At 64.3% G+C, this 26,955-nt stretch carries 18 protein-coding genes and 3 tRNA genes; 3 read left to right on the forward strand and 18 right to left on the reverse strand.

Translation table 11 applies throughout. The features are described 5' to 3' along the window. Positions 1-6: 6 nt before the first annotated feature. Both oadA and NFH98_RS16545 read right to left on the reverse strand, forming a co-directional pair. Complete coding sequence (gene oadA, locus NFH98_RS16540) at positions 7-1,818, reverse strand: sodium-extruding oxaloacetate decarboxylase subunit alpha (protein WP_108449928.1); 1,812 nt, start codon at positions 1,816-1,818, stop codon at positions 7-9. A 72-nt stretch (positions 1,819-1,890) separates the two neighbouring features. Next, on the reverse strand, positions 1,891-2,139 hold the full coding sequence (locus tag NFH98_RS16545; protein WP_045991122.1) for an OadG family protein: 249 nt from the start codon (positions 2,137-2,139) through the stop codon (positions 1,891-1,893). 187 nt (positions 2,140-2,326) lie between these two features. Here NFH98_RS16545 and NFH98_RS16550 point away from each other — a divergent pair, with 187 nt between their 5' ends. Beyond that, entirely contained in the window at positions 2,327-3,352 is a 1,026-nt protein-coding gene (locus NFH98_RS16550; RefSeq protein ID WP_349622956.1) for a tRNA dihydrouridine synthase, read from the forward strand. Positions 3,353-3,404: 52 nt separating this feature from the next. Here NFH98_RS16550 and NFH98_RS16555 read toward each other — a convergent pair whose 3' ends face one another. The 11 genes from NFH98_RS16555 to NFH98_RS16605 all read right to left on the reverse strand — a co-directional run bounded on the left by NFH98_RS16555 (position 3,405) and on the right by NFH98_RS16605 (position 12,473). Continuing rightward, positions 3,405-4,271 (reverse strand): urea carboxylase-associated family protein, encoded by an 867-nt coding sequence (locus NFH98_RS16555; RefSeq protein ID WP_349622957.1) that lies wholly within the window; start codon positions 4,269-4,271, stop codon positions 3,405-3,407. Positions 4,272-4,622: 351 nt separating this feature from the next. Further along, positions 4,623-4,699 (reverse strand) — tRNA-Arg (locus NFH98_RS16560). Between the two features lie 66 nt (positions 4,700-4,765). Next, positions 4,766-4,842 (reverse strand) — tRNA-Arg (locus NFH98_RS16565). 83 nt (positions 4,843-4,925) lie between these two features. Beyond that, a tRNA-Ser gene (locus tag NFH98_RS16570) sits at positions 4,926-5,018 on the reverse strand. Between the two features lie 85 nt (positions 5,019-5,103). After that, positions 5,104-5,298 carry a carbon storage regulator CsrA gene (gene csrA, locus NFH98_RS16575; RefSeq protein WP_045991125.1) on the reverse strand — a complete coding sequence of 65 codons (195 nt, stop codon included), beginning with the start codon at positions 5,296-5,298 and terminating at the stop codon, positions 5,104-5,106. Between the two features lie 188 nt (positions 5,299-5,486). Next, positions 5,487-6,737, reverse strand: a complete 1,251-nt coding sequence (locus NFH98_RS16580; protein ID WP_045991126.1) for an aspartate kinase — start codon at positions 6,735-6,737, stop codon at positions 5,487-5,489. A gap of 113 nt (positions 6,738-6,850) precedes the next feature. Further along, on the reverse strand, positions 6,851-9,457 hold the full coding sequence (gene alaS / locus NFH98_RS16585; protein WP_124803434.1) for an alanine--tRNA ligase: 2,607 nt from the start codon (positions 9,455-9,457) through the stop codon (positions 6,851-6,853). A 183-nt stretch (positions 9,458-9,640) separates the two neighbouring features. Further along, entirely contained in the window at positions 9,641-10,114 is a 474-nt protein-coding gene (locus tag NFH98_RS16590) for a regulatory protein RecX (protein WP_348814825.1), read from the reverse strand. 145 nt (positions 10,115-10,259) lie between these two features. Further along, positions 10,260-11,330: a recombinase RecA gene (gene recA / locus NFH98_RS16595; protein WP_045991129.1), complete on the reverse strand. Its 1,071-nt coding sequence runs from the start codon at positions 11,328-11,330 to the stop codon at positions 10,260-10,262. 293 nt (positions 11,331-11,623) lie between these two features. Further along, positions 11,624-12,124 (reverse strand): CinA family protein, encoded by a 501-nt coding sequence (locus tag NFH98_RS16600; RefSeq protein ID WP_108132317.1) that lies wholly within the window; start codon positions 12,122-12,124, stop codon positions 11,624-11,626. Between the two features lie 190 nt (positions 12,125-12,314). Then, positions 12,315-12,473: a YqaE/Pmp3 family membrane protein gene (locus NFH98_RS16605; protein WP_045991131.1), complete on the reverse strand. Its 159-nt coding sequence runs from the start codon at positions 12,471-12,473 to the stop codon at positions 12,315-12,317. Positions 12,474-12,815: 342 nt separating this feature from the next. Here NFH98_RS16605 and mutS point away from each other — a divergent pair, with 342 nt between their 5' ends. Beyond that, entirely contained in the window at positions 12,816-15,416 is a 2,601-nt protein-coding gene (gene mutS, locus NFH98_RS16610) for a DNA mismatch repair protein MutS (RefSeq protein ID WP_502878754.1), read from the forward strand. Between the two features lie 251 nt (positions 15,417-15,667). Beyond that, positions 15,668-15,991 (forward strand): ferredoxin FdxA, encoded by a 324-nt coding sequence (fdxA, locus tag NFH98_RS16615; RefSeq protein WP_045991132.1) that lies wholly within the window; start codon positions 15,668-15,670, stop codon positions 15,989-15,991. A gap of 760 nt (positions 15,992-16,751) precedes the next feature. Here fdxA and eno read toward each other — a convergent pair. The 5 genes from eno to gltB form a co-directional block, all read right to left on the reverse strand. Continuing rightward, positions 16,752-18,047, reverse strand: a complete 1,296-nt coding sequence (gene eno, locus NFH98_RS16620) for a phosphopyruvate hydratase (RefSeq protein ID WP_349622958.1) — start codon at positions 18,045-18,047, stop codon at positions 16,752-16,754. Between the two features lie 103 nt (positions 18,048-18,150). After that, positions 18,151-19,002 (reverse strand): 3-deoxy-8-phosphooctulonate synthase, encoded by an 852-nt coding sequence (gene kdsA, locus NFH98_RS16625; RefSeq protein WP_108449773.1) that lies wholly within the window; start codon positions 19,000-19,002, stop codon positions 18,151-18,153. A gap of 5 nt (positions 19,003-19,007) precedes the next feature. Continuing rightward, entirely contained in the window at positions 19,008-20,663 is a 1,656-nt protein-coding gene (pyrG, locus tag NFH98_RS16630; protein WP_045991135.1) for a CTP synthase, read from the reverse strand. 175 nt (positions 20,664-20,838) lie between these two features. Further along, positions 20,839-22,257, reverse strand: a complete 1,419-nt coding sequence (locus NFH98_RS16635) for a glutamate synthase small subunit GltD family protein (protein WP_045991136.1) — start codon at positions 22,255-22,257, stop codon at positions 20,839-20,841. Between the two features lie 34 nt (positions 22,258-22,291). Then, a complete protein-coding gene (gene gltB / locus NFH98_RS16640; protein ID WP_222516049.1) occupies positions 22,292-26,737 on the reverse strand; it encodes a glutamate synthase large subunit in 4,446 nt (1,481 codons plus the stop codon). Positions 26,738-26,955 lie beyond the last annotated feature (218 nt).

The raw sequence follows: 26,955 nt of genomic DNA on the forward strand, positions 1-26,955 counted from the left end.
AGGTCCTTAAAGCACGATCAGGGTGTCGCCGACGGAGACGCTGTCGCCCTCGGCGACCTGGACGTCGGACACGGTGCCGGCAGCGGCAGCGCGGACCTCGGTCTCCATCTTCATCGCCTCGAGGATGACCACCACGTCACCCTCGGCCACGCTGTCGCCGGGCTTGACGTTGACCTTGAAGATGTTGCCGGCCAGCGGTGCATCGATGGTCTCGCCGGAGGAAGCTGCCGGCGCCGCCGGTGCAGCGTCAGAAGAGCCAGCGGCGGGCGCTTCCTTGACCTGGGAAATGTCGCCACCCTCGGCGACCTCGACCACGTAGGCGGTGCCGTTGACCTTGACGGTGTAGGTCTCGGGTCCGGCGGTACCAGCCTTGGCCGCCGGCGCCTTGGCGGGCGCAGCGGGCGTCGCCGCCTCGACGCTGGGCGCAGGTTCGAAGGCGTCGGGGTTGTCACGGTTCTTGAGGAACTTGAGCCCGATCTGCGGGAACAGTGCGTAGGTCAGAACGTCGTCTACCTGACGCTCGCCTTCGGCCAGGCGGATGCCGTCGTCCTTGGCCTTGGCGGCCAGCTCATCGGTCAACCGCGACATCTCGGGATCCAGTCGATCCGCGGGACGTTCGGTGATCGGCGAGGCACCGTCCAGCACCCGGCTCTGCAATTCGCTGTCGAAGTCCGCCGGCGCAGCGCCGTACTCGCCCTTGAGCAGCGCCTGCACCTCCTTGGAGATGGACTTGTAGCGCTCCCCCATCATCACGTTCATCACCGCCTGGGTGCCGACGATCTGGGAGGTGGGGGTCACCAGCGGAATATAGCCGAGGTCTTCACGGACCCGAGGAATCTCCTTGAGCACCTCATCGAGACGGTCACCGGCGCCCTGCTCCTTCAACTGGCCTTCCATGTTGGTGAGCATGCCACCGGGCACCTGGGCCACCAGAATGCGCGAGTCGATGCCCTTGAGCGAGCCCTCGAAAGCGGCGTACTTCTTGCGCACCTCACGGAAGTAGGCGGCGATATCTTCCAGGGCCTCCAGGTCCAGGCCGGTATCGCGCTCGGTGTCCTTGAGCATCGCCACCAGCGATTCGGTGGGGCTGTGGCCGTAGGTCATCGACATCGAGGAGATGGCGGTATCGACGTTGTCGACGCCTGCCTCGGCGGCCTTGAGCGCGGTCGCCGATGAAAGCCCGGTAGTGGCGTGGCAGTGCAGATGGATGCGAATATTCAGCGCCGACTTGAGTTTGGTGACAAGCTCGAAGGCGTCATAGGGAGTCAGAAGCCCCGCCATGTCCTTGATCGCCAGGGAGTCGGCGCCCATGTCGGCGATGGACTTGGCCAATTCCACCCAGCTGTCCAGGGTGTGCACCGGGCTCTTGGTGTAGGAGATGGTACCCTGAGCATGGCCATCGTTGGCCTTGACCGCCTGGATCGCACGCTCGAGGTTACGTGGGTCGTTCATCGCATCGAACACGCGGAAGACATCGACCCCGTTGGTCTTGGCGCGCTCGACGAAGCGGTCGACCACGTCATCGGCATAGTGGCGATAGCCCAACAGGTTCTGGCCCCGCAGCAACATCTGCTGGGGCGTATTGGGCATGGCTTCCTTCAACGCCCGTATCCGCTCCCACGGATCTTCGCCGAGGTAGCGGATACAGGCGTCAAAGGTGGCGCCGCCCCAGGATTCCAGCGACCAGAAGCCGATCTTGTCGAGCTTCTCGGCGATGGGCAGCATGTCGTCGATACGCATGCGGGTGGCGAACAGAGACTGATGGGCGTCGCGTAGCACGACATCGGTGATGCCTAGCGGGCGTGCAGATTCGCTCATGGCTGGGTCCTTATCGTTATGAAGCGCTTTGTCGAAATTCACGGTCAGGGTCGTCGCCTGGTACGGACGACCTCAGCGACGCTGGCGGTAGCGGTGAACCGCGGCCGAGATCGCCGCCATCACCGCATCGTCCTGTCCCGGCGCGGCGGGTGCCGCCCCGCGCTTGGGCGCCTCGACCGGCACCGGTTCGGGAAAGTAGCGACCGATGACACGAGACATCAGCGTGGTGGTGATCACCAGCACCGTAAGAAAAACAAAAACAAAACCCATGCCGAGCGCCATCAGGCTGAGGCCCTCGTTGAGCAACTGAGTGTCTTGCATGCGGGATCCTCCGCGTTGTAGCGCCAAAGTTGCCTTGATCTTTCTGGATCATACGGCTTGCGCAAAAATTTTGATGCTATACCCTGCCACATCCCCGGCACAGCACCATGGTCTAAAGGTAGCAGTTTTGGTTGTTAAATTACTACATAAACAGGGGTTAGACGAAGGTCGCATCGGGCTCGCGCCCATGGAGGGCGTGATCGACGCCCATACCCGCGACCTGCTGACCCGTGACGCCGGCTTCGACTGGACGGTCACCGAGTTCGTACGGGTGGTGGACGCGCGTCTGCCGCCTCGAGTGTTCTACAAGCACTGCCCAGAACTGGCGACCGAGGGCGTCATCACCCCCAACCACATCCCGGTGCACCTGCAACTGCTCGGCTCCGACCCCGACGCCCTGGCCGCCAATGCCCGCCAGGCGCTACGCCTCGGCGCCATCAGCCTGGACTTGAACTTCGGCTGCCCAGCCAAGCTGGTCAACCGCCATGACGGCGGCGCCTCATTGTTGCGCGATCCGCGACGCCTGGAGCGTGCCGTGGACGCCGTCCACCGTGCCGTGGGCGACAGCATCCCGGTCACCGCCAAGATCCGCCTGGGCTTCTCCGACCGCCGCCGGGCGCTGGACTGCGCCCTGGCCGCCGAGGCCGCCGGCGCCACCCAACTGGTGGTGCATGCCCGCACCCGGGACGAGGGCTATCGCCCGCCAGCCCATTGGGAGTGGATCGGCCGCATCAACCAGCGCCTGCGCATCCCGGTCGTCGCCAATGGCGACATCTGGACCCTCGAGGACTACTGGAAGGCACGCACCCTGTCCGGCTGTCGCGACGTCATGCTTGGCCGCGGCGCCCTGGCCGACCCGAAACTCGCCCCGCGCATCCGCCACTGGCAGCGCACCGGAGAGCGCCTGCCGGCCACGACATGGGCCGAGCGAGCCGGCATCCTGACGTCCTATGCTGCAATGCAGCGTACCACACTCCCGGCAAAAGTGGTGGTATCGCTACTAAAGCAGTGGATGAACCACATGAAGGCGCGCGACCGCGAGGCCGCCTCCCGCTTTCAGGCCCTGCGACGCATCACCGACCTCGATGAATTCCTTGCGGGGCTCGGCGCCCAGCACCCTGAACCAGGCCCCGTCACGACTCCAGACGCCACACTGCGCCAGAATCTCGCCTCACCCAAGCACCGAAGCGAGGCAGTCGCCGCCGCCCAATAGGGATAGGCAGGCCAACCTCCCCTCCCGGAGAGGAATCCGATCGGAGCAGCGCCTAGCTCTTGTCCTTGAGATCGGCCCAATCCACATCGGGATCACGCCGCCCGTGGGCGCCTGCATAGGCCGGAGATTCGGGCGGCTGCCACTGCGCCAGCCGCTCGGACTCGACCTCGAACACTTCCACCGCCAAGGGGTGGCAGGTGGACAGCGGATCCCTGGCGTCCGGCCCCCATAGATCCACCGACAGATCGCCACCGGGACAGCAGGACAGCGCGCACAACAGGTCGATCTCGGCGAACAGCTCAAGATAGTCCCCAGACCGCGCCGGGCAGGCCTTCATGAAGTACTGGTCATCGTCGTTGAGCCCGGTGCACTGGAAGACATTGAGCACGTCATGCACGTCAAACTCGGTCAACCCCCAGGGTGCGACCGCCCTCACCAGGTTGGAATGGCAGTGAAAATCGAAATCCTCGCCGGTCAACAGGCGATTGACGTAGGGATCGCAGCGGGTTCCCAGCAGGTCATGCACACGCCCGCCTTCGGCGTCCTCACCGTAGCCTGCCAGAGTGTCGTCGATGATGGTGGCCATGGGACGCAGAAAGGGCAGCGTCGACCACAGCCTGTCGTAGGTGCTGACATGGGCTCGCTGCAGCTGACGGGTGCGCGAGGCCCACATGCGCTCGCGCGGGTCATGGCGATGCCACATGTTGAAGTCACCGACCTGGGCGCCATCGACGATGGCGATGCGAAAGACCTGCCCCGCCTTGACCTCCCAGGCCAGCCCATCACGAATCGGCACCCGATGACTGGCCACTCGCCGCCGCCTCCCCGCCCGCTCGGTCAGGCCGTCATAGAAGGCGCGATCCACGTCGAGCACTGACCCCCTGGTCGCCTGATACGCCGCCGCCACCTTGCCGCCCATGCGCCACCCTCCCGATGCGTGAATGTCAGGCTTCAGCCTAGACCAGGCCAGGGAAGACAACGACCGACGCTCGACACAGCACCGTTCATAACGAATCGACGCCAGTCAGCCGGTCAGCCGGTCAGCCGGTCAGCCGGTCAGCCGGTCAGCCGGTCAGCCGGTCAGCCGGTCAGCCGGTCAGCCGGTCAGCACGAAACTGGACAGGAAACTTGGCAGGAAACAGCATAAAAAAAGGCGCCCATCTCGCGACAGGCGCCTAAACGATCGCAACCGGCAGTGATCGCCAGCCGGTCAGCACGAAACTGGACAGGAAACAGAAAACCCGCCCTCCGAAGAGAGCGGGTCTAAATCTGGCGCGCCCGGGAGGATTCGAACCTCCGACCACCTGATTCGTAGTCAGGTACTCTATCCAGCTGAGCTACGGGCGCGTAGGCAATGAAATTCATTGCGATGTCGTATTCCAGGAAACTATCGGAATGCAACCTGGGAGAAGATGGCGCGCCCGGGAGGATTCGAACCTCCGACCACCTGATTCGTAGTCAGGTACTCTATCCAGCTGAGCTACGGGCGCGTATCAATCTCTTGATGCACCAGGCATCCAACATGCCTGATCATCGGTACCCATGAAGCCGCTTCACGACATGCATCGTAAAATGGCGGAGAGGGAGGGATTCGAACCCTCGATGAGGCTATAAACCCCATACTCCCTTAGCAGGGGAGCGCCTTCAGCCACTCGGCCACCTCTCCCTCATCGGCACGGTGCGTATCCTACCGAGACGTAAGGCCTTTGTCCAGCCCGAGGCGAAAAAAGTTCTCCGCTCGGCCACCACCTTCACTCATCATCGGCAGCGCCATCGTCAGCCTTCTCGCGCTGGATGCGCTGGTAGATCTCTTCACGGTGGACGGCAACGTCCTTGGGCGCATTCACGCCGATACGCACTTGATTTCCCTTCACCCCCAGAACGGTGACGGTGATATCGTCCCCGATCATCAGGGTTTCGCCGACGCGGCGTGTCAGGATGAGCATGACTGATCTCCTTCTCAGACTTGTTACGTGAGTCGCTACGCCGTCACGCTTCCGGACGACGTGCCCTCTTTCTTGGTGGCGAGCACTAGCGACTCATGACACCTGATTGTGCCGTTTAAGGGAAGCCCCCGGCCGAATTGGCGAGGGGACTCCTTAAAGCGTAGAAGGTGTGCGCCGCGCCGAGAAACTTATTCGCTCTCGATATCGGCCTTGTCGAGACCAAATGCCTTGTGCAGCGCACGTACTGCCAATTCCATCTGTTTCTCGTCGATCACCACGGAGATCTTGATCTCCGAGGTCGAGACCATGCGGATGTTGATGTTTTCCTCGGACAGCACGCGGAACATCTTCGAGGCGACCCCGGCGTGTGAGCGCATACCCACCCCTACCAGAGACACCTTGGCGATATTATCGTCGCCACGCAACTCGCCACCGCCCAGATCGGGGATGACCTGCTGCTCGAGGATGCGCATGGTCTGCTTGTAGTCACCCTTGGCTACGGTGAAGGTGAAGTCGGTGTAGTCACCGGCCGGCGCCACGTTCTGCACGATCATGTCGATCTCGATGTTGGCGTCGGCGATCGGGCCCAGGATGCGCGAGGCCACGCCCGGCACGTCCGGCGTGTTGAGCAGGGTCAGCTTGGCTTCGTTGGCGGTGAAGGCGATGCCTGAGATCAGCGGTTCTTCCATGGAATCCTCGTCTTGTTCGGAGTCTGCAACGATCAGGGTGCCGGGGCCGTCCTCGAAACTGGACAGCACGCGCAGCGGAACATTGTACTTGCCGGCAAATTCGACGGCGCGAATCTGCAACACCTTGGAGCCGAGGCTGGCAAGCTCCAGCATCTCCTCCACGGTGATCGAATCCAGGCGCTGGGCCTTGGAGCAGACCCGCGGGTCGGTGGTGTAGACGCCGTCCACATCGGTGTAGATCTGGCACTCGTCGGCCTTGAGCGCGGCCGCCAGCGCCACACCGGTGGTGTCCGAGCCGCCACGACCCAGGGTGGTGATATTGCCTTCCTCATCGACCCCCTGGAAGCCGGCGACCACCACCACCTGGCCAGCGTCCAGGTCTTCGCGCATCTCGTCGGTCTCGATGCGCTGGATACGCGCCTTGGTGTGGGCGCTGTCGGTCATGATGCCGACCTGAGAGCCGGTGTAGGACGTTGCCGGCACGTCCAGCTTGTGCAGCGCCATCGCCAGCAGCGAGATGGTCACCTGCTCGCCGGTGGACACCAGCATGTCCATCTCACGGGGGGTCGGCTCGTCGTTGATCTCGTTGGCCATCCCGATCAGGCGGTTGGTCTCGCCGCTCATGGCGGAGACCACCACCACGACCTGATGGCCCTGGTCGCGGAAGCCCTTGACCTTCTCGGCCACGGCCTTGATGCGCTCCACCGAGCCGACCGACGTCCCACCGAACTTCTGTACGTATAGTGCCATATGCCGTCTTCCTCGCTCGTTGGATTCAATGAATGAAACTGTTGTCTCTGCGAAGTTTTGTCAGGGCAGAAAAAAGGGCCGGGGACCCTCTCGAGCCCCCGACCCCAGAGGGATCACAATTTGGCGTCCACCCAGGCCGGGACGCTCTCCAGCGCCGCCGGCAGTGCATTGACGTCGCTACCGCCGGCCTGGGCCATGTCGGCACGACCGCCGCCCTTGCCGCCGACCTGTCCGGCGACGTGATTGACAAGCTCCCCGGCCTTGACCCTGGCGGTCAGATCATCGGTCACCCCGGCGATCAGGCTGACCTTGCCGGCGGCCTCGTCGGCCACCCCCAGCACGATGATGCCGGAGCCAAGCTTGTTCTTGAGCTGGTCAAGCACGCCACGCAATTCCTTGCCCGACACGCCATCCAGGTGCGTCGCCAGTACCTTGACGCCCTGAACCTCTGTGGCGCTTGCCAGCATGTCGCTGCCGGCGGCGCTGGCGAGCTTGGCCTTGAGCCGCTCGAGCTCCTTCTCCAGGCCGCGATTACGCTCGACCAGGCTGTCGACGCGCTCCTCGAGCTGCTCGGGCTTGGCCTTGAGGCGCTCGGCCACACGCGCAAGGCGCGCCTCCTGTTCGCCGAAGTAGGCCAGCGCGCCCTCACCGGTGATCGCCTCGATCCGACGCACGCCTGAGGCGATGCCGCTCTCGGCGACGATATGACAGCAGCCGATGTCGCCACTGCGGGCCACGTGGGTACCACCACACAGCTCGATGGAGAAGTCGTCGGCACCGATGGTCAGCACGCGCACGCTGTCGGCGTACTTGGCCTCGAACAGGGCAGCGGCGCCCTTCTCCTTGGCCTCATCGAGGGTCATGCTCTCGATCCGGGTCGGCGCATTGGCCAGCACCTGCTGGTTGACCAGGCGCTCCACTTCCTTGAGCTGTTCGGCGCTCATTGCCTCGAAGTGGCTGAAGTCGAAACGCAGGCGCTCAGGCGTCACCAGCGAGCCCTTCTGCTGGACATGATCGCCCAGCACCAGACGCAGGGCCTTGTGCAGCAGGTGGGTCGCCGAGTGGTTACGCACCGTCGCCGCACGCAGGCTCTCGTCCACCTGGGGCGTGACCTCGCTGCCGACCACCAGCTCACCTTCGAGCAACACCCCCTGATGCAGGTGATGCCCCGCCTGTTTCTGGGTGTCCTTGACCAGGAACCGTCCGCCCTCGACGTTCAGGTAGCCGGTATCACCGACCTGGCCACCGGACTCGCCGTAGAAGGGGGTGCGGTCCAGCACCACCACGGCGGGATGCTCAGGCGTCAGGCGCTCGAGCGCATTGCCTTCGCTGTCATAGAGCGCGACCACCCTGGCGTTGTCCTCGAGGCGGTCGTAGCCGGTGAACTCGGTCTGGCCCTCGAGCTCGATGGTGGCGCTGTACTCGGCGCCGAACTGGCTGGCCGCCCGGGCCCGCTCACGCTGCGCCTCGAGCTCCCGCTCGAAGCCTTCGGCATCCAGGGTGACGCCCCGCTCACGGCAGACATCGGCGGTAAGGTCATAGGGAAAGCCGTAGGTGTCGTAGAGCTTGAACACCGTCTCGCCCGGCAGGGTGTCACCGTCGAGCGCGGCCAGCGCCTGCTCCAGCAGGCCCATGCCATGATCCAGGGTGCGAGCGAACTGCTCTTCTTCCTTCAGCAACACGCGCTCGATCTGTGCGCGAGCCTGGCGCAGTTCCGGGTAGGCCTCGCCCATCTCGGCGTCCAGCGCCGCCACCAGGCGATGGAAGAAGGCTCCCTGGGCGCCCAGCTTGTGACCGTGGCGGATCGCCCGGCGAATGATCCGCCTGAGCACGTAACCACGACCTTCGTTGGAAGGCAGCACGCCGTCCGCGATCAGGAAGGCACAGGAACGGATGTGGTCGGCGATCACGCGCAGCGACGGCGCCTCCAGGTCGCTCGCACCGGTCGCCTCGGCGGCGGCCTTGAGCAGATTCTGGAACAGGTCGATCTCGTAGTTGGAGTGGACCCCCTGCATGACTGCGGCGATGCGCTCCAGCCCCATGCCGGTATCGATGGACGGTTTGGGCAGCGGCTTCATCTCGCCGCTGGCGTCGCGATCGAACTGCATGAACACCAGGTTCCAGATCTCGATGTAGCGATCACCGTCTTCCTCCGGACTGCCGGGAGGGCCGCCCCACACCTCGGCGCCATGATCGTAGAAGATCTCGGAGCTGGGACCGCAAGGGCCGGTGTCGCCCATCTGCCAGAAGTTGTCTTCGTCCAGCTTGGAGAAGCGCTCGGGATCGATACCGATCTCGTCTTTCCAGATGCGTTCGGCCTCATCATCACTGACGTGGACGGTGACCCACAGCTTCTCCTTGGGCAGTCCCAGCACCTCGGTCAGGAAGGTCCAGGCAAAGCCGATGGCGTCGCGCTTGAAGTAGTCGCCGAAGCTGAAGTTGCCCAGCATCTCGAAGAAGGTGTGATGACGCGCGGTGTAACCGACGTTGTCCAGATCGTTGTGCTTGCCACCGGCGCGCACGCAGCGCTGGGAGGAGGTAGCCCGCACATAGTCCCTGGGGTCACGCCCGAGAAAGACGTCCTTGAACGGCACCATGCCGGCGTTGGTGAACAACAGCGTCGGATCGTTGCCCGGCACCAGCGAACTGGACGGCACGCGGGTATGACCCTGTTCTTCGAAGAACCTCAGAAAGGCCTGTCTGATATCTGCGCTTTTCATGAAATATCCGTGGCGATGAGCGATAGAGCGCGTCGAACCGGCCCACTGCCGTGGCACGCCGGAGCATCCGAGCATGAAACCGCGACCCGGGGCTGTCGCAAAAGGGGACATTATAGCGTAGTTGTCAAGCGACTAAAGTGGGTCGTGCAAAACCGCATCCGAGAAGGCCCGTCTGACGGCGGTTCAATCATCGCCGAGGGCCCGTATCGCCTCGCGCACCTGGTCGAAGTCGAAACCGCGCCCGGCCAGAAAGCGTTCACGCCGAGCACGTTCCCTGGGATCCGCTGGCAGCTCTGGGCCGAAGCGCCGCTCCAGCGCTTCGCTCGCCAGTCGATACCAGTCGACGGACTCCTCGTGCTCCAGTTCTGCCAGCGCCTCCCTGGCCAGCGCTCGATCGACGCCCCTCTGGCCCAGTTCCGCCAGCATCTTCACCGGCCCCTGCCCCCGCATCAACCGACCGCGCAGAAAGCTCTCGGCGAAGCGCCGGTCGCTCTGCAGGCCTTGATCGGCAAGCGCTTCCAGGGCCTGCTCAATGTCCTCGAGGACGTGCCCCTTGGCCAGCAATCGCCCTCGCAGCTCTTCACGGCCGTATTCGCGTCGAGCGAGCAGATCGATGGCGTGCTCGCGTGGGGACATCTGGCTGGCAGCCTTGTGCATGTCATCTCCTGTTGGCACGGGACGGCGAGCACCGACGGCGCGAGCCCCCTTTCACAAACGCCTCGGGCCCCTGTCGAGGGGCCCGAGGAAAGTCGTACGTTGCGACGTCACAGGCCGGCGTGCCGGCTTGCCGCGAGTCGACCTGCTACAGCAGATCGTCGCCAAGGTCGTCGCCAGCGGGCGCCGCGGCTTCCGCTTCCTTCTCGCTCTTCTTCGGCTCCGGCTGGGTCAGCAACTGGGCACGAATCTGGGACTCGATCTCTTCCATGATGGCCGGGTTGTCCTCGAGGAACTGGGCGGCGTTGGCCTTGCCCTGGCCGATCTTGTTGCCCTGGTAGCTGTACCAGGCGCCGGCCTTGTCCACCAGCTTGCACTGAACGCCAAGGTCCACCACCTCGCCGGCGTGGTAGATGCCCTTGCCGTAGAGGATCTGGAATTCGGCCTGACGGAAGGGCGGCGCCACCTTGTTCTTGACCACCTTGACCCGGGTCTCGTTGCCGGTGACCTCGTCGCCCTGCTTGACCGAGCCGGTACGACGGATATCCAGACGCACGCTCGAGTAGAACTTCAGGGCGTTACCGCCGGTGGTGGTCTCGGGGCTACCGAACATCACCCCGATCTTCATGCGGATCTGGTTGATGAACACCACCATGCAGTTGGCGTTCTTGATATTGCCGGTAATCTTGCGCAGCGCCTGGGACATCAGTCGGGCCTGCAGGCCGACGTGGGAGTCGCCCATCTCGCCTTCGATCTCGGCTCTGGGCGTCAGCGCCGCCACCGAGTCGATGATGATCACGTCGACGCCACCGGAACGCACCAGCATGTCGCAGATTTCCAGCGCCTGCTCACCGGTATCCGGCTGCGACACCAGCAGATCATCCAGATTGACGCCAAGCTTCTCGGCGTAGCTGGGATCGAGGGCATGCTCGGCGTCGATAAAGGCGCAGGTCTTGCCGTCCTTCTGGGCCTGGGCGATCACCGACAGTGTCAGGGTGGTCTTGCCCGAGGACTCCGGACCAAATATCTCCACCACTCGACCATAGGGCAGACCGCCGATGCCAAGTGCGATATCGAGACCCAACGAGCCGGTGGATACCGACGGCATCACCACCCTGGGAGCGTCTCCCAGACGCATCACCGTACCCTTGCCGAACTGGCGATCGATCTGGGAAAGGGCGGCGTCCAGCGCCTTGCTGCGGTTCTGATCCTGCGCCATTTCGGAGCTCCTGTAGACAATGGATCGGGGTCGAGCGCCTTGCCCGAGTCCCCATCGGGCCCTGCGCCGGACCCTGGCAATTACTGTATGACTGAACAGTAGTATGACGAAATTTGCGGACGACGACCAGCCCTTCGAGGTGACGAATCGAGCGCATAGGGCAAATCAATAGTGGATGAGGGGTTGATCGCTGCGCTGGCACAGCCGCGGGGCCTGAACGCTTGCGCCACACGCCCGGCGCACGGCGCTGGGCGCTACGCCCACGGCCACCTCAAGGGCACCGCCGGCTGGGCTCAGGTCAGGCTCTCGAGCCGCCTGATCAGGCCTTCGAGCGCATGGACCACGGCGGCCTGGCGAACCTCATCGCGACCGCCGGCAAAGCGCTGGCGATCGGCCTCGAGCCGCCCGTCGACGGCGAAGGCAAACCACACCGTACCGACAGGCTTTTCAGCGCTGCCGCCATCCGGACCGGCGACGCCACTGACCGAGACGCCAAGTCGGGCACCACTGTCGCGACAAGCACCCTCTACCATCGCCTCCACCACCGGCTGACTGACGGCGCCATGGGCGTCCAGGGTCTCGCCGGGCACCCCCAGCAGCCGCTGCTTGGCGGCGTTGGAGTAGGTCACGTAGCCGGTCTCGAAGTAGCGTGAACTGCCGGCGATATCGGTAATGGCAGCGGCCACGCCGCCACCGGTACAGGACTCGGCGGCGGTCACCGAGACCCCACGCTCGACACACAACTCACCCAGCCGAATCGCCAGGCGACGAACACGATCGTTTGCATTTGTCATCGCAGGCCCGTCTCTTGTGGTGAAAACAGGGTGTCACGATACGACATCACGACAACAATGACAGGCTCGTCGTTGCCTCGGAAACGTCTTGCCACGACAACCGCAACAACAAGCCGACAGGTACAGCGCCCACCAACGCATCGCGGCGACCGAGGTCGCCGCGACAGTGATACCCGTCATCCAGGCAGGTTCAGCGCTTGGCAATGATCCAGATGGCGTGAACGATACCGGGAATATAGCCCAGCAGGGTCAGCAGGATATTGAGCCAGAAGTGCAGACCAAAGCCCACCTGCAGGAAGACGCCCAGCGGGGGCAGCAGGATCGCGAGAATAATGCGTACAACGTCCATATGACAGCTCCTTTGAATAGTCCGTAAAGACAGTTCCTTGTAGGCGACTCCTTGAGAGAGTCCCGCAAGGGAAGAGAGTTCCTTGAAAATCGCTCCGCACTCACCAGAAAAGGCGTCGACCGATCACCCACAAGGGTAGACGGACACCCTCTGGCCCCACAAATGCTGCATCGTGGATACATCATGCTGACACGCCTGGCCCCCGGGAAGAAAGCCCGAGACGGATCTCGGCACAGCGGTACAGGCGCGCCCTGCGCCCATGCTATCCTTGACGCCTTTCGCCAGCGTCCCTCGCGATGCCGGCCCGCCGCCGACGACTCATCAACATCGCTTCGAGATCCCATGAACGACATGGCCAAGCCCAGCGCCCCCAGCCATACGCCGATGATGACCCAGTACCTGCGGATCAAGCGCGAGCACCCCGAGGTGCTGCTGTTCTACCGCATGGGGGACTTCTACGAGCTGTTCTACGAGGACGCCAAGCGCGCCGCCGCGGCCCTCGACATCACCCTGACCCAGCGCGGGCAGTCCGCCGGCAAGCCGATTCCCATGGCCGGCATTCCCTACCACAGCGCCGAGGGCTACCTGGCACGCCTGGTCAGCGCCGGCGAGTCGGTGGCGATCTGTGAACAGATCGGCGACCCGGCCACCTCCAAGGGACCGGTGGAGCGCAAGGTGGTGCGTATCGTCACGCCCGGCACCCTCCACGACGAAGCCCTGCTCGACGCCCGCCGCGATAACCTGCTGGTGGCGATCGCGCCCCAAGGGGAGCGCATCGGCCTGGCCTGGCTCGAGGTCTCCAGCGGCCGCTTCAGCGTGCTCGAGGTGGAAAGCGAGGCAGAGATGCTGTCGGAGCTGACCCGCCTGGACCCGGCGGAGCTGCTGGTACCGGAAAGTACCGAGCTGCCGCCGGCGCTTGGCGAACGCCGCGGCCTGCGTCGTCAGAGCGACTGGCTGTTCGACCACGAGAGCGCCCATCGGGTGCTGTGTGACCAGTTCGGCGTGCAGGACCTCAAGGGGTTCGGCTGCGCCCACCTGCACGCGGCGATCATCGCCGCCGGGGTACTGGTGGACTACGCCAGAGACACCCAGCGCAGCGCCCTGCCCCATGTCACCGCCATCGGCGTCGAGAGTCGCGACGACTCCGTGGTCATCGACGCTGCCAGCCGGCGCAACCTGGAGATCGACACCAACCTTGGCGGGGGCGGCGACAACACCCTGGCCAGCGTGCTCGACACCACCACCACCGCCATGGGCTCACGCCTGCTCAAGCGCTGGCTCAATCGACCGCTGCGTGATCGCGAGCAGGTCATGGGGCGCCAGGCGGCCATCAGCCTGCTGCTCGACCATGACGGCCATGAGCCGCTGCGCGACGACCTCAAGGCGATCGGTGACGTCGAACGCATTCTGGCCCGGGTGGCCCTCAACAGTGCCCGCCCGCGGGACCTGGCACGGCTGCGTGACGCCCTCAATGCCCTTCCGGCACTCGAGGCGAGCCTTGCCGGCTACGCCGACGGCACCACGCTCGACGGCCTGCGTCAGCACATTCGCCCCTTCCCGGAGCTGGCCGAACTGCTGACCCGAGCCCTGGTCGACAATCCCCCCGTGGTGATCCGCGACGGCGGCGTCATCGCCGAAGGCTTCGACGACGAGCTCGACGAGCACCGGGGCCTGGCCGAACACGCCGGCGACTACCTGGTGAAGCTCGAGACCCGCGAACGCTCGCGCACCGGGCTTGCCGGGCTCAAGGTCGGCTACAACAGGGTTCACGGCTACTACATCGAGATCCCCCGTGCCCAGGCCAAGGAGGCCCCGGCCGACTATATTCGCCGCCAGACGCTGAAGAACGCCGAACGCTTCATCATCCCGGAGCTCAAGGAATTCGAGGACAAGGCGCTGTCGGCCAAGTCCCGCGCCCTGGCCAGGGAAAAACTGCTGTACGACGGCCTGCTCGACAGTCTCAACGCCGAACTTGCCAGGCTCCAGGCGACGGCCAGGGCGCTGGCCGCACTCGACGTACTGTGCACCCTGGCGGAGCGTGCCCGGGCGCTGGACTTCGTCCGCCCGACGCTGTCAGAGACCCCAGGCTTCGATATCCGCGGTGGTCGCCATCCGGTGGTCGAACAGGTCAGCGACGGCCCCTTCGTGCCCAACGACCTGCGCATGGACGACGATCGCCGCATGCTGGTGATCACCGGCCCCAACATGGGCGGCAAGTCGACCTACATGCGCCAGGCAGCCCTGATCACCCTGCTCGCCCACAGCGGCAGCTTTGTGCCCGCCGACAGCGCCACCATCGGCCCGGTGGATCGCATCTTCACCCGCATCGGCTCCAGCGATGACCTGGCCGGCGGGCGCTCCACCTTCATGGTGGAGATGACCGAAACCGCCAATATCCTGCACAACGCCACCGACCACAGCCTGGTGCTGATGGACGAGATCGGCCGGGGCACCAGCACCTTCGACGGCCTGTCACTGGCCTGGGCCAGCGCCGAACACCTGACCCGTACCCGCGCCTTTACCCTGTTCGCCACCCACTACTTCGAGATGACGGCGCTGGCCACAGAGGCGCCGGCGGTGACCAACGTCCACCTGACCGCCGCCGAACACAATGATGGCATCGTCTTCATGCACCGGGTCGAGGACGGCCCCGCGAGCCAGAGCTATGGCCTGCAGGTGGCCCAGTTGGCCGGTGTGCCCCAGACCGTCATCGCCGAGGCACGGACCAAGCTTGCCGCCCTGGAGCAGCAGGAGATCGATCATGGCCGCAGGAGCGCTGATCCGGATGGCGGAAGCCGACACCACCAGTCCGCCCCCCAGCAGGCGGACCTGTTCGCCAGCGCCCCCCACCCTCTGGTGGAAGAACTCGGCGGCCTGGCGGTCGACGACCTCAGTCCACGCCAGGCACTGGAACTGCTGTACCGCTGGAAGTCGGCACTGTGAGGCCCTTGTGAGGCATACTCTTGCCCGATAGCGGCGCGAGGACTAGAATGTGGCACCCAAGGACCGTAGATTATAAAAAGCCATTTCTATATAACATTAAGGCTTAAGACGCGCCGGCATGTTACGCCGGACGCGAAGGTTGCATGGCCTGCATGGGCGCCACGCCGCACGCACGTCACCAACGACCCGGGCGAAAGCCACCACTGTACAGAGAGGCCGGCAAGGCGCTGGCCCGAGGAAGGGAGACTGGCATGACATTCGTCGTCACCGAAAACTGCATCAAGTGCAAGTACACCGACTGTGTCGAGGTCTGCCCGGTGGACTGCTTCTACGAAGGCCCCAATTTCCTGGTGATTCACCCCGACGAATGCATCGACTGCGCCCTGTGCGAGCCGGAATGCCCGGCTGAGGCGATCTACTCGGAGGATGAACTGCCCGAGGGCCAGGAACAGTTCCTGGAGATCAATACCGAGCTGGCGGAGGTGTGGCCCAACATCACCGAGAAGAAGGATCCGCCGGAAGACGCCGAGCAGTGGGACGGCAAGCCGGGCAAGCTGGAAAAGCTCGAGCGCTGAGCTTAGCCGCCAGGCAGTACCTGAACAAACGCGACAGCCGCCTTATCCGGGCGGCTGTCGCGTTTGTGTAAAGCAAATCTTGAAGGAGGGTGTCCGGCCCACTCGCCCCCGGACAAGCAGCGACCGGCGCGGATTTCTGCCCGACATCGGCGCAGGAAGGACGTGGCGCAATGGCCTCTCGAAGCAGGTGCCCGACAGGCAGGCATAAAAAAAGGCGGCCCGTAGGCCGCCCGCTCCAAGCGTTTCCTTGGGCGGCTCCCTCCGCCCTACTCCCTGAGCGCCCTCCGTGCCCAGAAGCGACTTCCTGTCGCACCAGGCGCGCTCTTGACTCCTGAACGCATCCCGAAAACACCTACCTGAACCGAAGAGTGGCAAGTCCGGCCCATCCGGGTGTCAACCACCGAGGACATCCATGCCCCTTCACTGCCGACGTCGACTCCACCTCCTTGCGGAAACGATGCCGAAACAATGAAGTTTCCGTGGGACAGACGGGCGACTTGCCGCCGCGAAGCCTGACCTCTCGATTCGTGTGGCCATTCTGTCAGTTTCTGGGGTCATCACAAGCACCCTACTTTTCTCACCCATGACGCAGACCGAGAGGGCCTTGCGGAAAAAACATCGAAAAATCAAGGCGATAAAAAAGGCCCGCAACACGGTTGCGAGCCTTTTCGGCGCCAAAATAGTCAATGTCTTACAAGAACTGTAGTCAATCTCTTACAAAACGCGTCGACACTAGCACCATCGGTGCCTTGCCAAGGGCCTACGCCTGCCCCTTGATGGCGGAGCGGCCCGGATAGCTCGCACGCTCACCCAGCTCCTGCTCGATGACCAGCAGACGGTTGTACTTGGCCACACGATCACTGCGGCACAGAGAGCCGGTCTTGATCTGACCGGCACAGGTGCCCACGGCCAGGTCGGCGATGGTGGTGTCCTCGGTCTCACCGCTGCGGTGGGAGATGACCGCAGTGAAGCCGGCGTCCTGAGCCATGCGAATGGCATCGAGGGTCTCGGACAGGGAACCGATCTGATTGAACTTGATCAGGATGGAGTTGCCGATGGACTCGTCGATGCCGCGCTTGAGGATACGGGTGTTGGTCACGAACAGATCGTCACCCACCAGCTGCACGCGATCGCCGAGCTTGGCGGTCAGCGACTTCCAGCCGTCCCAGTCGGACTCGTCCAGACCATCCTCGATGGACACGATCGGGTACTCGTCGCTGAGGCCCACCAGGTAGTCACCGAACCCCTCGGCGTCGAAGCTCTTGTCCTCGCCGGCCAGCAGGTACTGCCCGTCCTTGTAGAACTCGCTGGCGGCGCAGTCCAGCGCCAGGGTGACGTCCTTGCCCAGCACGTAACCGGCGTCTTCGACGGCCTGCTTGATGACCGCCAGCGCCTCGGCGTTGGAGGCCAGGTTGGGGGCGAAGCCGCCCTCGTCACCGACGGCGGTGGCCAGACCACGCGCTGACAGCACCTTCTTCAGCGCATGGAAGATCTCGGCGCCGACGCGCAGCCCTTCGCGGAAGCTCGCCGCGCCGACCGGCTGGACCATGAACTCCTGGATGTCGACGTTGTTGTCGGCGTGCTCGCCCCCGTTGAGGATGTTCATCATCGGCACCGGCATCAGGTACTTGCCCGGCTGGCCGTAGAGCTCGGCGATGTGCGCGTAGAGCGGCACGCCCTTGGCGTTGGCGGCGGCCTTGGCCGCGGCCAGGGAGACCGCCAGGATGGCATTGGCGCCCAGGTTTTCCTTGTTGTCGGTGCCGTCGAGCTCGAGCATGGCATCATCCAGCCCGCGCTGATCGCGTGCGTCCATACCCAGCAGACGCTCACGGATCTTGCCGTTGGCCGCGTCCACCGCCTTCAGCACGCCCTTGCCGAGGTAGCGGCTCTTGTCACCATCACGCAGCTCCAGCGCCTCGCGAGAGCCGGTGGAGGCGCCGCTCGGTGCGCAGGCGACACCGATCGCGCCGCTTTCCAGGCGGACTTCCGCCTGCACGGTGGGGTTGCCGCGAGAGTCCAGCACCTCGAGGGCACGAATATCGACGATCTTGGTCATCTTGAGGATCCTTGTGGGTGAAAAACTCGTGTCAGCGTTGTCGATCCGCCCGGGTGACACCATAGGCCCCAGGGCCAGAACACACGATCCAACGGAGGTAGCGTCAGCGTATCTCGATCGACGGTAGTTTTTTTACTACGTCATCCAGCGCCTTGATCTGCGACAGGAAAGGCTCGAGCTTATCAAGCGGGAGTGCACAGGGGCCGTCGCATTTTGCTGAATCGGGATCGGGATGGGCTTCCAGGAACAACCCGGCGATGCCCACCGCCACCCCGGCCCTGGCCAGGTCCAGCACCTGGGCGCGGCGGCCATCGGCGCTGTCACTGCGCCCGCCCGGGCGCTGCAGCGAGTGGGTCACGTCGAACAGCAGCGGGAAGCCGGTGTCCTTCATCTCGCCGAAGCCGAGCATGTCCACCACCAAGTTGTTGTAGCCGAAGCTCGAGCCGCGCTCGCACAGCAGCAGCCGCTCGTTGCCGGCTTCCTGGAACTTGGTGATGATGTGGCGCATCTCGTGGGGGGCCAGGAACTGCGGTTTCTTGATGTTGACCACCGCACCGGTCTCGGCCATCGCCACCACCAGGTCGGTCTGGCGAGCCAGAAACGCCGGCAGCTGGATGACATCGGCCACCTCGGCCGCCGGTGCCGCCTGGTGCGGTTCGTGGACATCGGTGATCACCGGCACCCCGAAGCGCGACTTGACCTCATCGAGGATCGCGAGCCCCTTGTCCAGGCCGGGACCGCGGTAAGAATGCACCGAGCTGCGGTTGGCCTTGTCGAAGCTGGCCTTGAACACATAGGGGATGTCGAGCTTGCCGGTCACCTCGACGTAAGCCTCGGCGACCTCGAGGGCCAGCTCACGAGATTCGAGCACGTTCATCCCTGCAAACAGCACCAGAGGCAATGAATTGCCGGCCCTCAGGCCGGCAAATTCGATGGTACGCTGGGCGTCTGACATGGCGATCACTCCTGATGCGCGGACTGGGCGCGGGTGCGCTTGGCCTTGTGACCCAGGGCCGCGTTGACGAAGCCGGTGAACAGCGGGTGGCCATCACGCGGCGTCGAGGTGAACTCCGGGTGGAACTGACAGGCCACGTACCAAGGGTGGTCCGGCAGCTCGACCATTTCCACCAGGGAGTTGTCGACGCTGCGTCCGGAGACCACCAGGCCTGCCTTTTCCAGGTCCTCGATGAACTGGTTGTTGACCTCGAAGCGATGACGATGACGCTCGACGATGATGTCGTCACCGTAGGCCTCGCGGGCCTTGGACCCCTTGGCCAGACGGCACTCCTGGCCACCCAGACGCATGGTGCCGCCCAGATCGGAGGCCTCGTCACGCACCTCGATCTTGCCTTCGGGGTTGAGCCATTCGGTGATCAGGCCCACCACCGGGTGCTGGGTGTCGTGGGTGAACTCGGTGGAGTCGGCATCGTTCCAGCCGGCCACATGGCGCGCGTACTCGATCACCGCCACCTGCATGCCCAGACAGATGCCCAGGTAGGGAATGTCGTTCTCGCGGGCGAAACGCGCGGTGGCAATCTTGCCTTCCACACCGCGCTCACCGAAGCCGCCGGGCACCAGGATGGCGTCCTTGCCGGCCAGCCGGTCGGTGCCGTGACGCTCGATGTCCTCGGAGTCGATGTAGTCGACGTTGACCTTCACGCGGGTCTGGATGCCGGCGTGGATCAGCGCCTCGTTCAGCGACTTGTAGGCGTCCAGGAGCTCCATGTACTTGCCGACCATGGCGATGTTCACCGACTTGAGCGGGTTGAGCTTGGCGTCGAGCACCTTGACCCACTCGCTGAGGTCGGCCTCGTCGGCCTCGAGGCGCAGCTTGTCGCAGACGATGTCATCGAGCCCATGCTCGTGCAGCATCAGCGGAATCCGATAGATGGTATCGGCGTCCTGCAGCGGTACCACCGCGCGTTCTTCCACGTTGGTGAACAGCGCGATCTTGCGACGCTCGGTCTCTTCCAGCTCGACCTCGCTGCGGCAGATCAGGATATCCGGCTGGATACCGATGGAGCGCAGCTCCTTGACCGAGTGCTGAGTCGGCTTGGTCTTGGTCTCGCCGGCGGTCTGGATGTAGGGCACCAGCGTCAGGTGCATGAAGATGGCGTTGCTGGCGCCCTTCTCGCTGCGAATCTGACGGATGGACTCGAGGAACGGCAGCGACTCGATGTCACCCACGGTGCCACCGATCTCCACCAGTGCCACGTCGAAGCCCTCGCCACCTTCGTAGACACGACGCTTGATCTCGTCGGTGATGTGCGGGATGACCTGTACCGTGCCGCCCAGGTAGTCGCCACGACGCTCCTTGCGCAGCACGTGCTCGTAGACCCGGCCAGTGGTGAAGTTGTTGGACTGGGTCATCTTGGTGCGGATGAAGCGCTCATAGTGGCCCAGGTCCAGGTCGGTCTCGGCGCCATCCTCGGTGACGAACACCTCGCCGTGCTGGAAGGGACTCATGGTGCCCGGATCCACGTTGATGTACGGGTCGAGCTTGAGCATGGTGACCTTGAGGCCGCGAGCCTCGAGAATCGCCGCCAGCGAGGCCGACGCAATGCCCTTGCCAAGAGAGGACACAACGCCGCCGGTCACGAAGATATATCGTGTCATGGAGAACCTGTCGAAACGTGATCGGTAGGCCCGGCAGGAAGCCGCGCCAGGATGGGACGACAGACTAGCAGATATCGACTAACGGCTCAATTTGCACAACAGGAAGTCATCCTGGAGAAACCGCCCCGCCCCTCCGCCATGGTTCTCACAACGGGTGACGGGGCTCGGCAGAGCCTCAGATGTCGAGGTAGTCGAGGATGCCCTCGCCGGCCTGGCGACCTTCATAGACCGCAGTCACCACCAGATCGGAGCCGCGCACCATGTCGCCACCGGCAAAGATCTTCTCGTTGGTGGTCTGGAAGGCGAAGCTGCCATGCTCAGGCGCCTTGACCCGGCCACGCTCGTCGACCTCGATGCCCACCGACTCGAACCAGGGCGCCGGGCTCGGCTGGAAGCCGAAGGCGATGACCACGGCGTCGGCGGGGATGATCTCCTCGGAGCCCGGCACTACCTCGGGACGGCGACGGCCGTTCTCGTCGGCTTCACCCAGGCGGGTCCGCACCACCTTGACGCCTTCGACCCGCTCTTCACCGACCACCGCCACCGGCTGACGATTGAACAGGAAGTCCACGCCCTCCTCACGGGCGTTGGCCACCTCACGCCGGGAGCCCGGCATGTTCTCTTCGTCACGGCGGTAGGCGCAGGTCACCTCACGGGCGCCCTGGCGAATGGCGGTACGGTTGCAGTCCATGGCGGTATCGCCACCGCCCAGCACCACTACACGCTGACCTTCCAGCGAGACGAAGTCCTCGGGATTCTTCTCGAAGCCGAGGCGGTGGTTGACGTTGGCGATCAGGTAGTCGAGCGCCTTGTGCACCCCGGGCAGGTCCTCGCCGGGGAAGCCACCTTCCATATAGGTATAGGTGCCCATGCCGAGGAACACGGCGTCGTACTTCGCCAACAGGTCCTCGAAGGCGACGTCCTTGCCCACCTCGACGTTGAGGCGGAACTCCACGCCCATCTCCTCGAACACCGCACGACGACGTTCCATTACCGTCTTCTCGAGCTTGAACTCAGGAATGCCGAAGGTCAGCAGGCCGCCGATCTCGGCGTACTTGTCGAAGACCACCGGCTTGACGCCGTTGCGCACCAGGATGTCGGCGCAGCCGAGACCAGCGGGGCCTGCGCCGATGATCGCGACCTTCCTGTCGGTCCAGGTCACCTGGCTCATGTCCGGGCGCCAGCCCATGGCGAAGGCGGTGTCGGTGATGTACTTCTCCACCGAACCGATGGTCACCGCGCCAAAGCCGTCATTGAGGGTGCAGTCACCCTCGCACAGGCGGTCCTGGGGGCACACCCGGCCACACACTTCGGGCAGCGAGTTGGTGCGATGCGACATCTCCGCCGCCTCGAGGATGTTGCCTTCGCTGACCAGCTGCAGCCAGTTGGGAATGTAGTTGTGGACCGGACACTTCCACTCGCAGTAGGGATTACCGCAGTGCAGGCAGCGATGCGCCTGGCTGGCCGCCTCCATGGGCTTGAACGGCTCGTAGATCTCGGCGAACTGGCGGGCGCGGGTGCGCGCCGCCTTCTTCTGCGGATCCTGACGACCGACGTCGATGAACTGAAAGTCGTTGTTCAAACGGTTTGCCATGATGTTCTCCTGCCTTGTTCGGGACGCCGTCGGGTTATTCGGGCTGACGCGTGGACTGGGCCAAGAGGCCATTCAGGCTCGCCGCCTTGGGCTTCACCAGCCAGAAGTGGCGGATGAAGTCGCTGAAGTCCTCGAGGATCGCCTGACCGCGCAATGACCCGGTCTCGGCCACATACTCCTCGATGGTTTCCCTGAGGTGTCTCCGATAGGCCTCCATGGCCTCGGTGTTGACCCGATGGATCTCCACCAGTTCGTGGTTGTAACGGTCGACGAAGCAGCGATCTTCGTCGAGCACGTAGGCGAAGCCGCCGGTCATGCCCGCACCGAAGTTGACGCCGGTCTCGCCGAGCACGCAGACGATGCCGCCGGTCATGTACTCGCAGCAGTGATCGCCCGAGCCTTCGATGACCGCGTGGGCGCCGGAGTTGCGCACGCCGAAGCGCTCGCCGGCGGTACCCGCGGCAAACAGCTTGCCGCCGGTGGCGCCGTACAGGCAGGTGTTGCCGATGATCGCCGTCTTGTGGCTCTCGAACTGACTGCTCTTCGGCGGGGTGATGACGATCTTGCCACCGTTCATGCCCTTGCCGACATAGTCGTTAGCGTCACCTTCCAGGTACAGATTGAGTCCGCGGGCGTTCCACACCCCGAAGCTCTGACCGGCGACACCGGTGAAGCGCGCGGTCACCGGCGCGTCGTCAAGACCCGCCTCGCCGTAACGCTTGGCGATGGCGCCGGAAGTCAGCGCACCCACCGAACGATCACAGTTGGTGATGGTGAAGGACACGTCGGCCCCGCCCTTGGACTCGATGGCGTCCTTGAGCGCCTCCAGCACCTCGAGGTTCTTGGCGCCCGGGTCATGCGGCACGTTACGGCTGACCTGGCAATACTGAGGGGCATCTGCCGGCACATGGTCGTTGGCCAGCAACGGCGTCAGGTCAAGCTTGTGCTGCGAAGGCGTCAGCCCCTCGAACACCTCGAGCAGGTCGGTGCGCCCGATCAGGTCGGTGAGCTTGCGCACACCCACCAGCGCCATCAGTTCGCGCACTTCCTCGGCGATGAAGCGGAAGTAGTGCTTGACCATGTCGACGGTGCCACGGAAGTGCTCGTCGCGCAGGTACTGCATCTGGGTGGCGACACCGGTGGCGCAGTTGTTGAGGTGGCAGATACGCAGGTACTTGCAGCCCAGCGCCACCATCGGTGCGGTACCGAAGCCGAAGCTCTCGGCGCCAAGAATCGCCGCCTTGATCACGTCCAGGCCGGTCTTCAGGCCGCCGTCAGTCTGCAGCCGGATCTTGTCGCGCAGACCGTTGATGCGCAGCGCCTGATGCACCTCCGGCAGGCCCAGCTCCCAGGGTGAACCGGCGTGCTTGATCGAGGTCAGCGGGCTCGCCGCGGTGCCGCCGTCGTAGCCGGACACCGTGATCAGGTCAGCGTAGGCCTTGGCCACGCCGGTGGCGATGGTGCCGATGCCGGGTTCGGAGACCAGCTTGACCGACACCTGGGCGTCGGGATTGACCTGCTTGAGGTCGAAGATCAGCTGGGCCAGATCCTCGATGGAGTAGATGTCGTGGTGCGGCGGCGGCGAGATCAGGGTCACCCCCGGCACCGAATAACGCAGCCGGGCGATCAACTCGTTGACCTTGCCACCGGGAAGCTGGCCGCCCTCGCCGGGCTTGGCGCCCTGGGCCACCTTGATCTGCAGCACCTCGGCGTTGACCAGGTAGGCCGGGGTGACACCGAAGCGCCCGGAGGCGATCTGCTTGATCTTGGAGCTTCTGATGGTGCCGTAACGCGACGGATCCTCACCACCCTCACCGGAGTTGGAGCGCCCACCGGCCTCGTTCATGGCCTGGGCCAGGGCCTCGTGGGCCTCCGGCGACAGCGCACCCAGCGACATACCGGCGCTGTCGAAGCGAGGCAGCAGGTCCTCGACCGGTTCGACTTCCTCGAGCGGCAAAGCCTCGGCGGCGGGCTTCAGCTTCAGCAGGTCACGGATGGTGGCGGGCGCGCGATCATTGACCAGCTGCGCAAACTTCTTCCACTTGGCGTAGTCGCCCTCCTGCACCGCCTCCTGCAACGCCTTGACCACATCGGGGTTGTAAGCGTGGTACTCGTGGCCATGGACGTACTTCATCAGGCCGCCCTGGGAGATGCCCTTGCGCGGCTTCCAGGCGTCCTTGGCCAGCGCCACCTGAGTCAGCTGGATCTCGTTGAAGCCGGTGCCCTCGATGCGCGAGGCCATGCCGGTGAAGCAAAGATCCATCACCTCGGAGGACAGACCCACCGCCTCGAACAGCTGCGAACCACGGTAGGAGGCCAGGGTCGAGATACCCATCTTGGACAGGATCTTGAACAGCCCCTTCTGCAGGCCCTTGCGGTAGTTCTCGCGGGCGTCCGCCGGATTGCCGGACAGCTCGCCGGTGCGATGCATGTCGGCCATCACCTGATAGGCCAGCCACGGATAGACCGCGGTGGCGCCCACCCCGAACAGCACCGCCATCTGGTGGGCGTCACGGGCGTAGCCGGTCTCGACGATCAGGTTGACCCGCGGGCGCAGGGCCTTGCGACCGAGTTCGTTGTGGATCGCGCCCACCGCCAGCGCCGGATGGATCGGCACCTGCCCCTGGGGCAGGTCGGCGTCGGACAGCACCAGGATCACCTTGTTCTCGTGAACCGCCGCCTCGGCCTCGCGACACAGATCGAGCAGCGCCGCCTTGAGCCCTGTCTGCTCCGGGTCATAGCCCAGCGACAGACGCTGGCTGGCAAAGGCCGGGTCGTCCTGGCCTACCAGAGCGGTGAACTTGCGCGGCGACAGGATCGGGGTCGTCAGCACGATACGGTGGGCGTGCTCCGGGGTCGCCTTGAACACGTTGCGCTCGGCACCGATGCAGGTCTCCAGCGACATCACGATGGCTTCGCGCAGCGGATCGATGGCCGGGTTGGTGACCTGGGCGAACTTCTGACGGAAGTAGTCCGACAGCATCCGGTGCTTGCCGGAGAGCACCGCCATGGGGGTGTCGTCACCCATGGAACCCACCGCTTCCTGGCCGCTCTCGCCCAGCGGACGCAGCACCTGGTCACGCTCCTCGAAGCTGACCTGGAACATCTTCTGCTGCACCTGAAGGGTGTCAGCGTCCATGTTCTTGAAGGCGGCGAGCTCGGTCAGCGCGGACTCCAGGAACTGAGCCTCCTGCTTGAGCCAGCGCTTGTAGGGATAGGCCGACTTCAGCCGCTCGTCGATGTCGCTGGTGTGCAGCACTTCGCCGGTCTCGGTGTCCACGGCGAGGACCTGACCGGGGCCGACACGGCCCTTGGCCACCACGTCCTCGGGCTTGTAGTCGTAGGTACCGATCTCGGAAGCCAGGGTGATGAAGCCGTTGCGGGTGATCACCCAGCGCGCCGGGCGCAGGCCGTTGCGGTCGAGCATGCACAGGGCCTGACGGCCATCGGTCATGACCACACCGGCGGGGCCATCCCAGGGCTCCACGTGCATGGAGTTGTACTCATAGAAGGCACGCAGATCGCCGTCCATGATCTCCACGTTCTGCCAGGCCGGCGGCACCATCATGCGCACCGCCCGATGCAGCTCCATGCCGCCGGTCAGCAGCACCTCGAGCATGTTGTCCATGCTCGAGGAGTCGGAACCGGTGGTATTGACGATCTGGTCGAGGCTGGCGATGTCGGGCAGCCGCTCGGAGACGAAGTTCTCCTTGCGCGAGTTGGCCCAGCCACGGTTGGCCTCGATGGTGTTGATCTCGCCGTTGTGGGCCAGCAGGCGGAACGGCTGAGCCAGCGGCCAGCGCGGCGCGGTGTTGGTGGAGAAACGCTGGTGGAACACGCAGATGGCGGTTTCCAGGCGCTCGTCACCCAGATCCTGATAGAAGGCCGGCAGATCCACCGGCATCACCAGTCCCTTGTAGGAGACGACGTCGCTGGACAGCGAGCTGACGTAGAAGTCCGGCTCATCGATCAGCGCCTGCTCGGCCAGTCGGCGGGCCATGAACAGCGAGACGTCAAAGGCTTCCTCGGCGTCACCGGGCTCGACGAACAGTTGACGGATACGCGGCAGGCACTCCAGCGCCATCGGGCCGCACACGCTGGGGTCCACCGGCACCTCGCGCCAGCCGAGCACCTTGACACCGCGCTCTGTCAGGCTCGCCTCGAGCACCTGGCGGGCGCGCTCCTCACGCTGGTCGTCGTCGGGCAGGAAGATCACGCCCACGGCATAGCTGTCGCCCAGTTCGATACCCAGGCTTTCCTTGGCGGCGTGGCGCATGAAGCCGTCGGGCATCTTCAACAGCAGGCCACAGCCGTCACCGGTCTTGCCGTCGGCAGCGATACCGCCACGGTGGGTCATGCAGGTCAGGGATTCGATGGCAGTACTGAGCAGTTCATGGCTAGCCTGCCCTTCCATGTGGGCGATCAGGCCAAACCCGCAGTTGTCACGGAACTCGCCGGGCTGGTGAAGACCTCTGTTCATGGGCGCGCCTCAGGTGAAAGGGTTGTAGTCACAGCATAATCGCGATATTATTATCGGTTTTTCTTTTGATTTTAAGCCCTTAAGGGCTTTCGCTAACTGCACGAAAAATGGGTACCCAGCATAGCCAGCCCCCCGCCCTCGCGCAATCTCCCCGCCGCGCACGCCCCATAAAAAAACACCGTAAATCTGATGCTTGCACCAAGGCTTCGAAAAAAAAC

This window comes from Halomonas sp. H33-56, assembly GCF_040147035.1.
Taxonomy (GTDB): domain Bacteria; phylum Pseudomonadota; class Gammaproteobacteria; order Pseudomonadales; family Halomonadaceae; genus Halomonas; species Halomonas litopenaei.

Coding starts and splice junctions, on each gene's coding strand:
- alaS (WP_124803434.1), bottom strand. CDS start 9,457: ATGAAAAGCGCAGATATCAGACAGGCCTTTCTGAGGTTCTTCGAAGAA.
- NFH98_RS16550 (WP_349622956.1), top strand. CDS start 2,327: ATGGAGGGCGTGATCGACGCCCATACCCGCGACCTGCTGACCCGTGAC.
- NFH98_RS16605 (WP_045991131.1), bottom strand. CDS start 12,473: ATGGACGTTGTACGCATTATTCTCGCGATCCTGCTGCCCCCGCTGGGC.
- pyrG (WP_045991135.1), bottom strand. CDS start 20,663: ATGACACGATATATCTTCGTGACCGGCGGCGTTGTGTCCTCTCTTGGC.
- eno (WP_349622958.1), bottom strand. CDS start 18,047: ATGACCAAGATCGTCGATATTCGTGCCCTCGAGGTGCTGGACTCTCGC.
- NFH98_RS16555 (WP_349622957.1), bottom strand. CDS start 4,271: ATGGGCGGCAAGGTGGCGGCGGCGTATCAGGCGACCAGGGGGTCAGTG.
- fdxA (WP_045991132.1), top strand. CDS start 15,668: ATGACATTCGTCGTCACCGAAAACTGCATCAAGTGCAAGTACACCGAC.
- csrA (WP_045991125.1), bottom strand. CDS start 5,298: ATGCTCATCCTGACACGCCGCGTCGGCGAAACCCTGATGATCGGGGAC.
- NFH98_RS16600 (WP_108132317.1), bottom strand. CDS start 12,124: ATGACAAATGCAAACGATCGTGTTCGTCGCCTGGCGATTCGGCTGGGT.
- oadA (WP_108449928.1), bottom strand. CDS start 1,818: ATGAGCGAATCTGCACGCCCGCTAGGCATCACCGATGTCGTGCTACGC.
- recA (WP_045991129.1), bottom strand. CDS start 11,330: ATGGCGCAGGATCAGAACCGCAGCAAGGCGCTGGACGCCGCCCTTTCC.
- NFH98_RS16590 (WP_348814825.1), bottom strand. CDS start 10,114: ATGCACAAGGCTGCCAGCCAGATGTCCCCACGCGAGCACGCCATCGAT.
- gltB (WP_222516049.1), bottom strand. CDS start 26,737: ATGAACAGAGGTCTTCACCAGCCCGGCGAGTTCCGTGACAACTGCGGG.
- NFH98_RS16635 (WP_045991136.1), bottom strand. CDS start 22,257: ATGGCAAACCGTTTGAACAACGACTTTCAGTTCATCGACGTCGGTCGT.
- NFH98_RS16580 (WP_045991126.1), bottom strand. CDS start 6,737: ATGGCACTATACGTACAGAAGTTCGGTGGGACGTCGGTCGGCTCGGTG.
- kdsA (WP_108449773.1), bottom strand. CDS start 19,002: ATGTCAGACGCCCAGCGTACCATCGAATTTGCCGGCCTGAGGGCCGGC.
- mutS (WP_502878754.1), top strand. CDS start 12,816: ATGAACGACATGGCCAAGCCCAGCGCCCCCAGCCATACGCCGATGATG.
- NFH98_RS16545 (WP_045991122.1), bottom strand. CDS start 2,139: ATGCAAGACACTCAGTTGCTCAACGAGGGCCTCAGCCTGATGGCGCTC.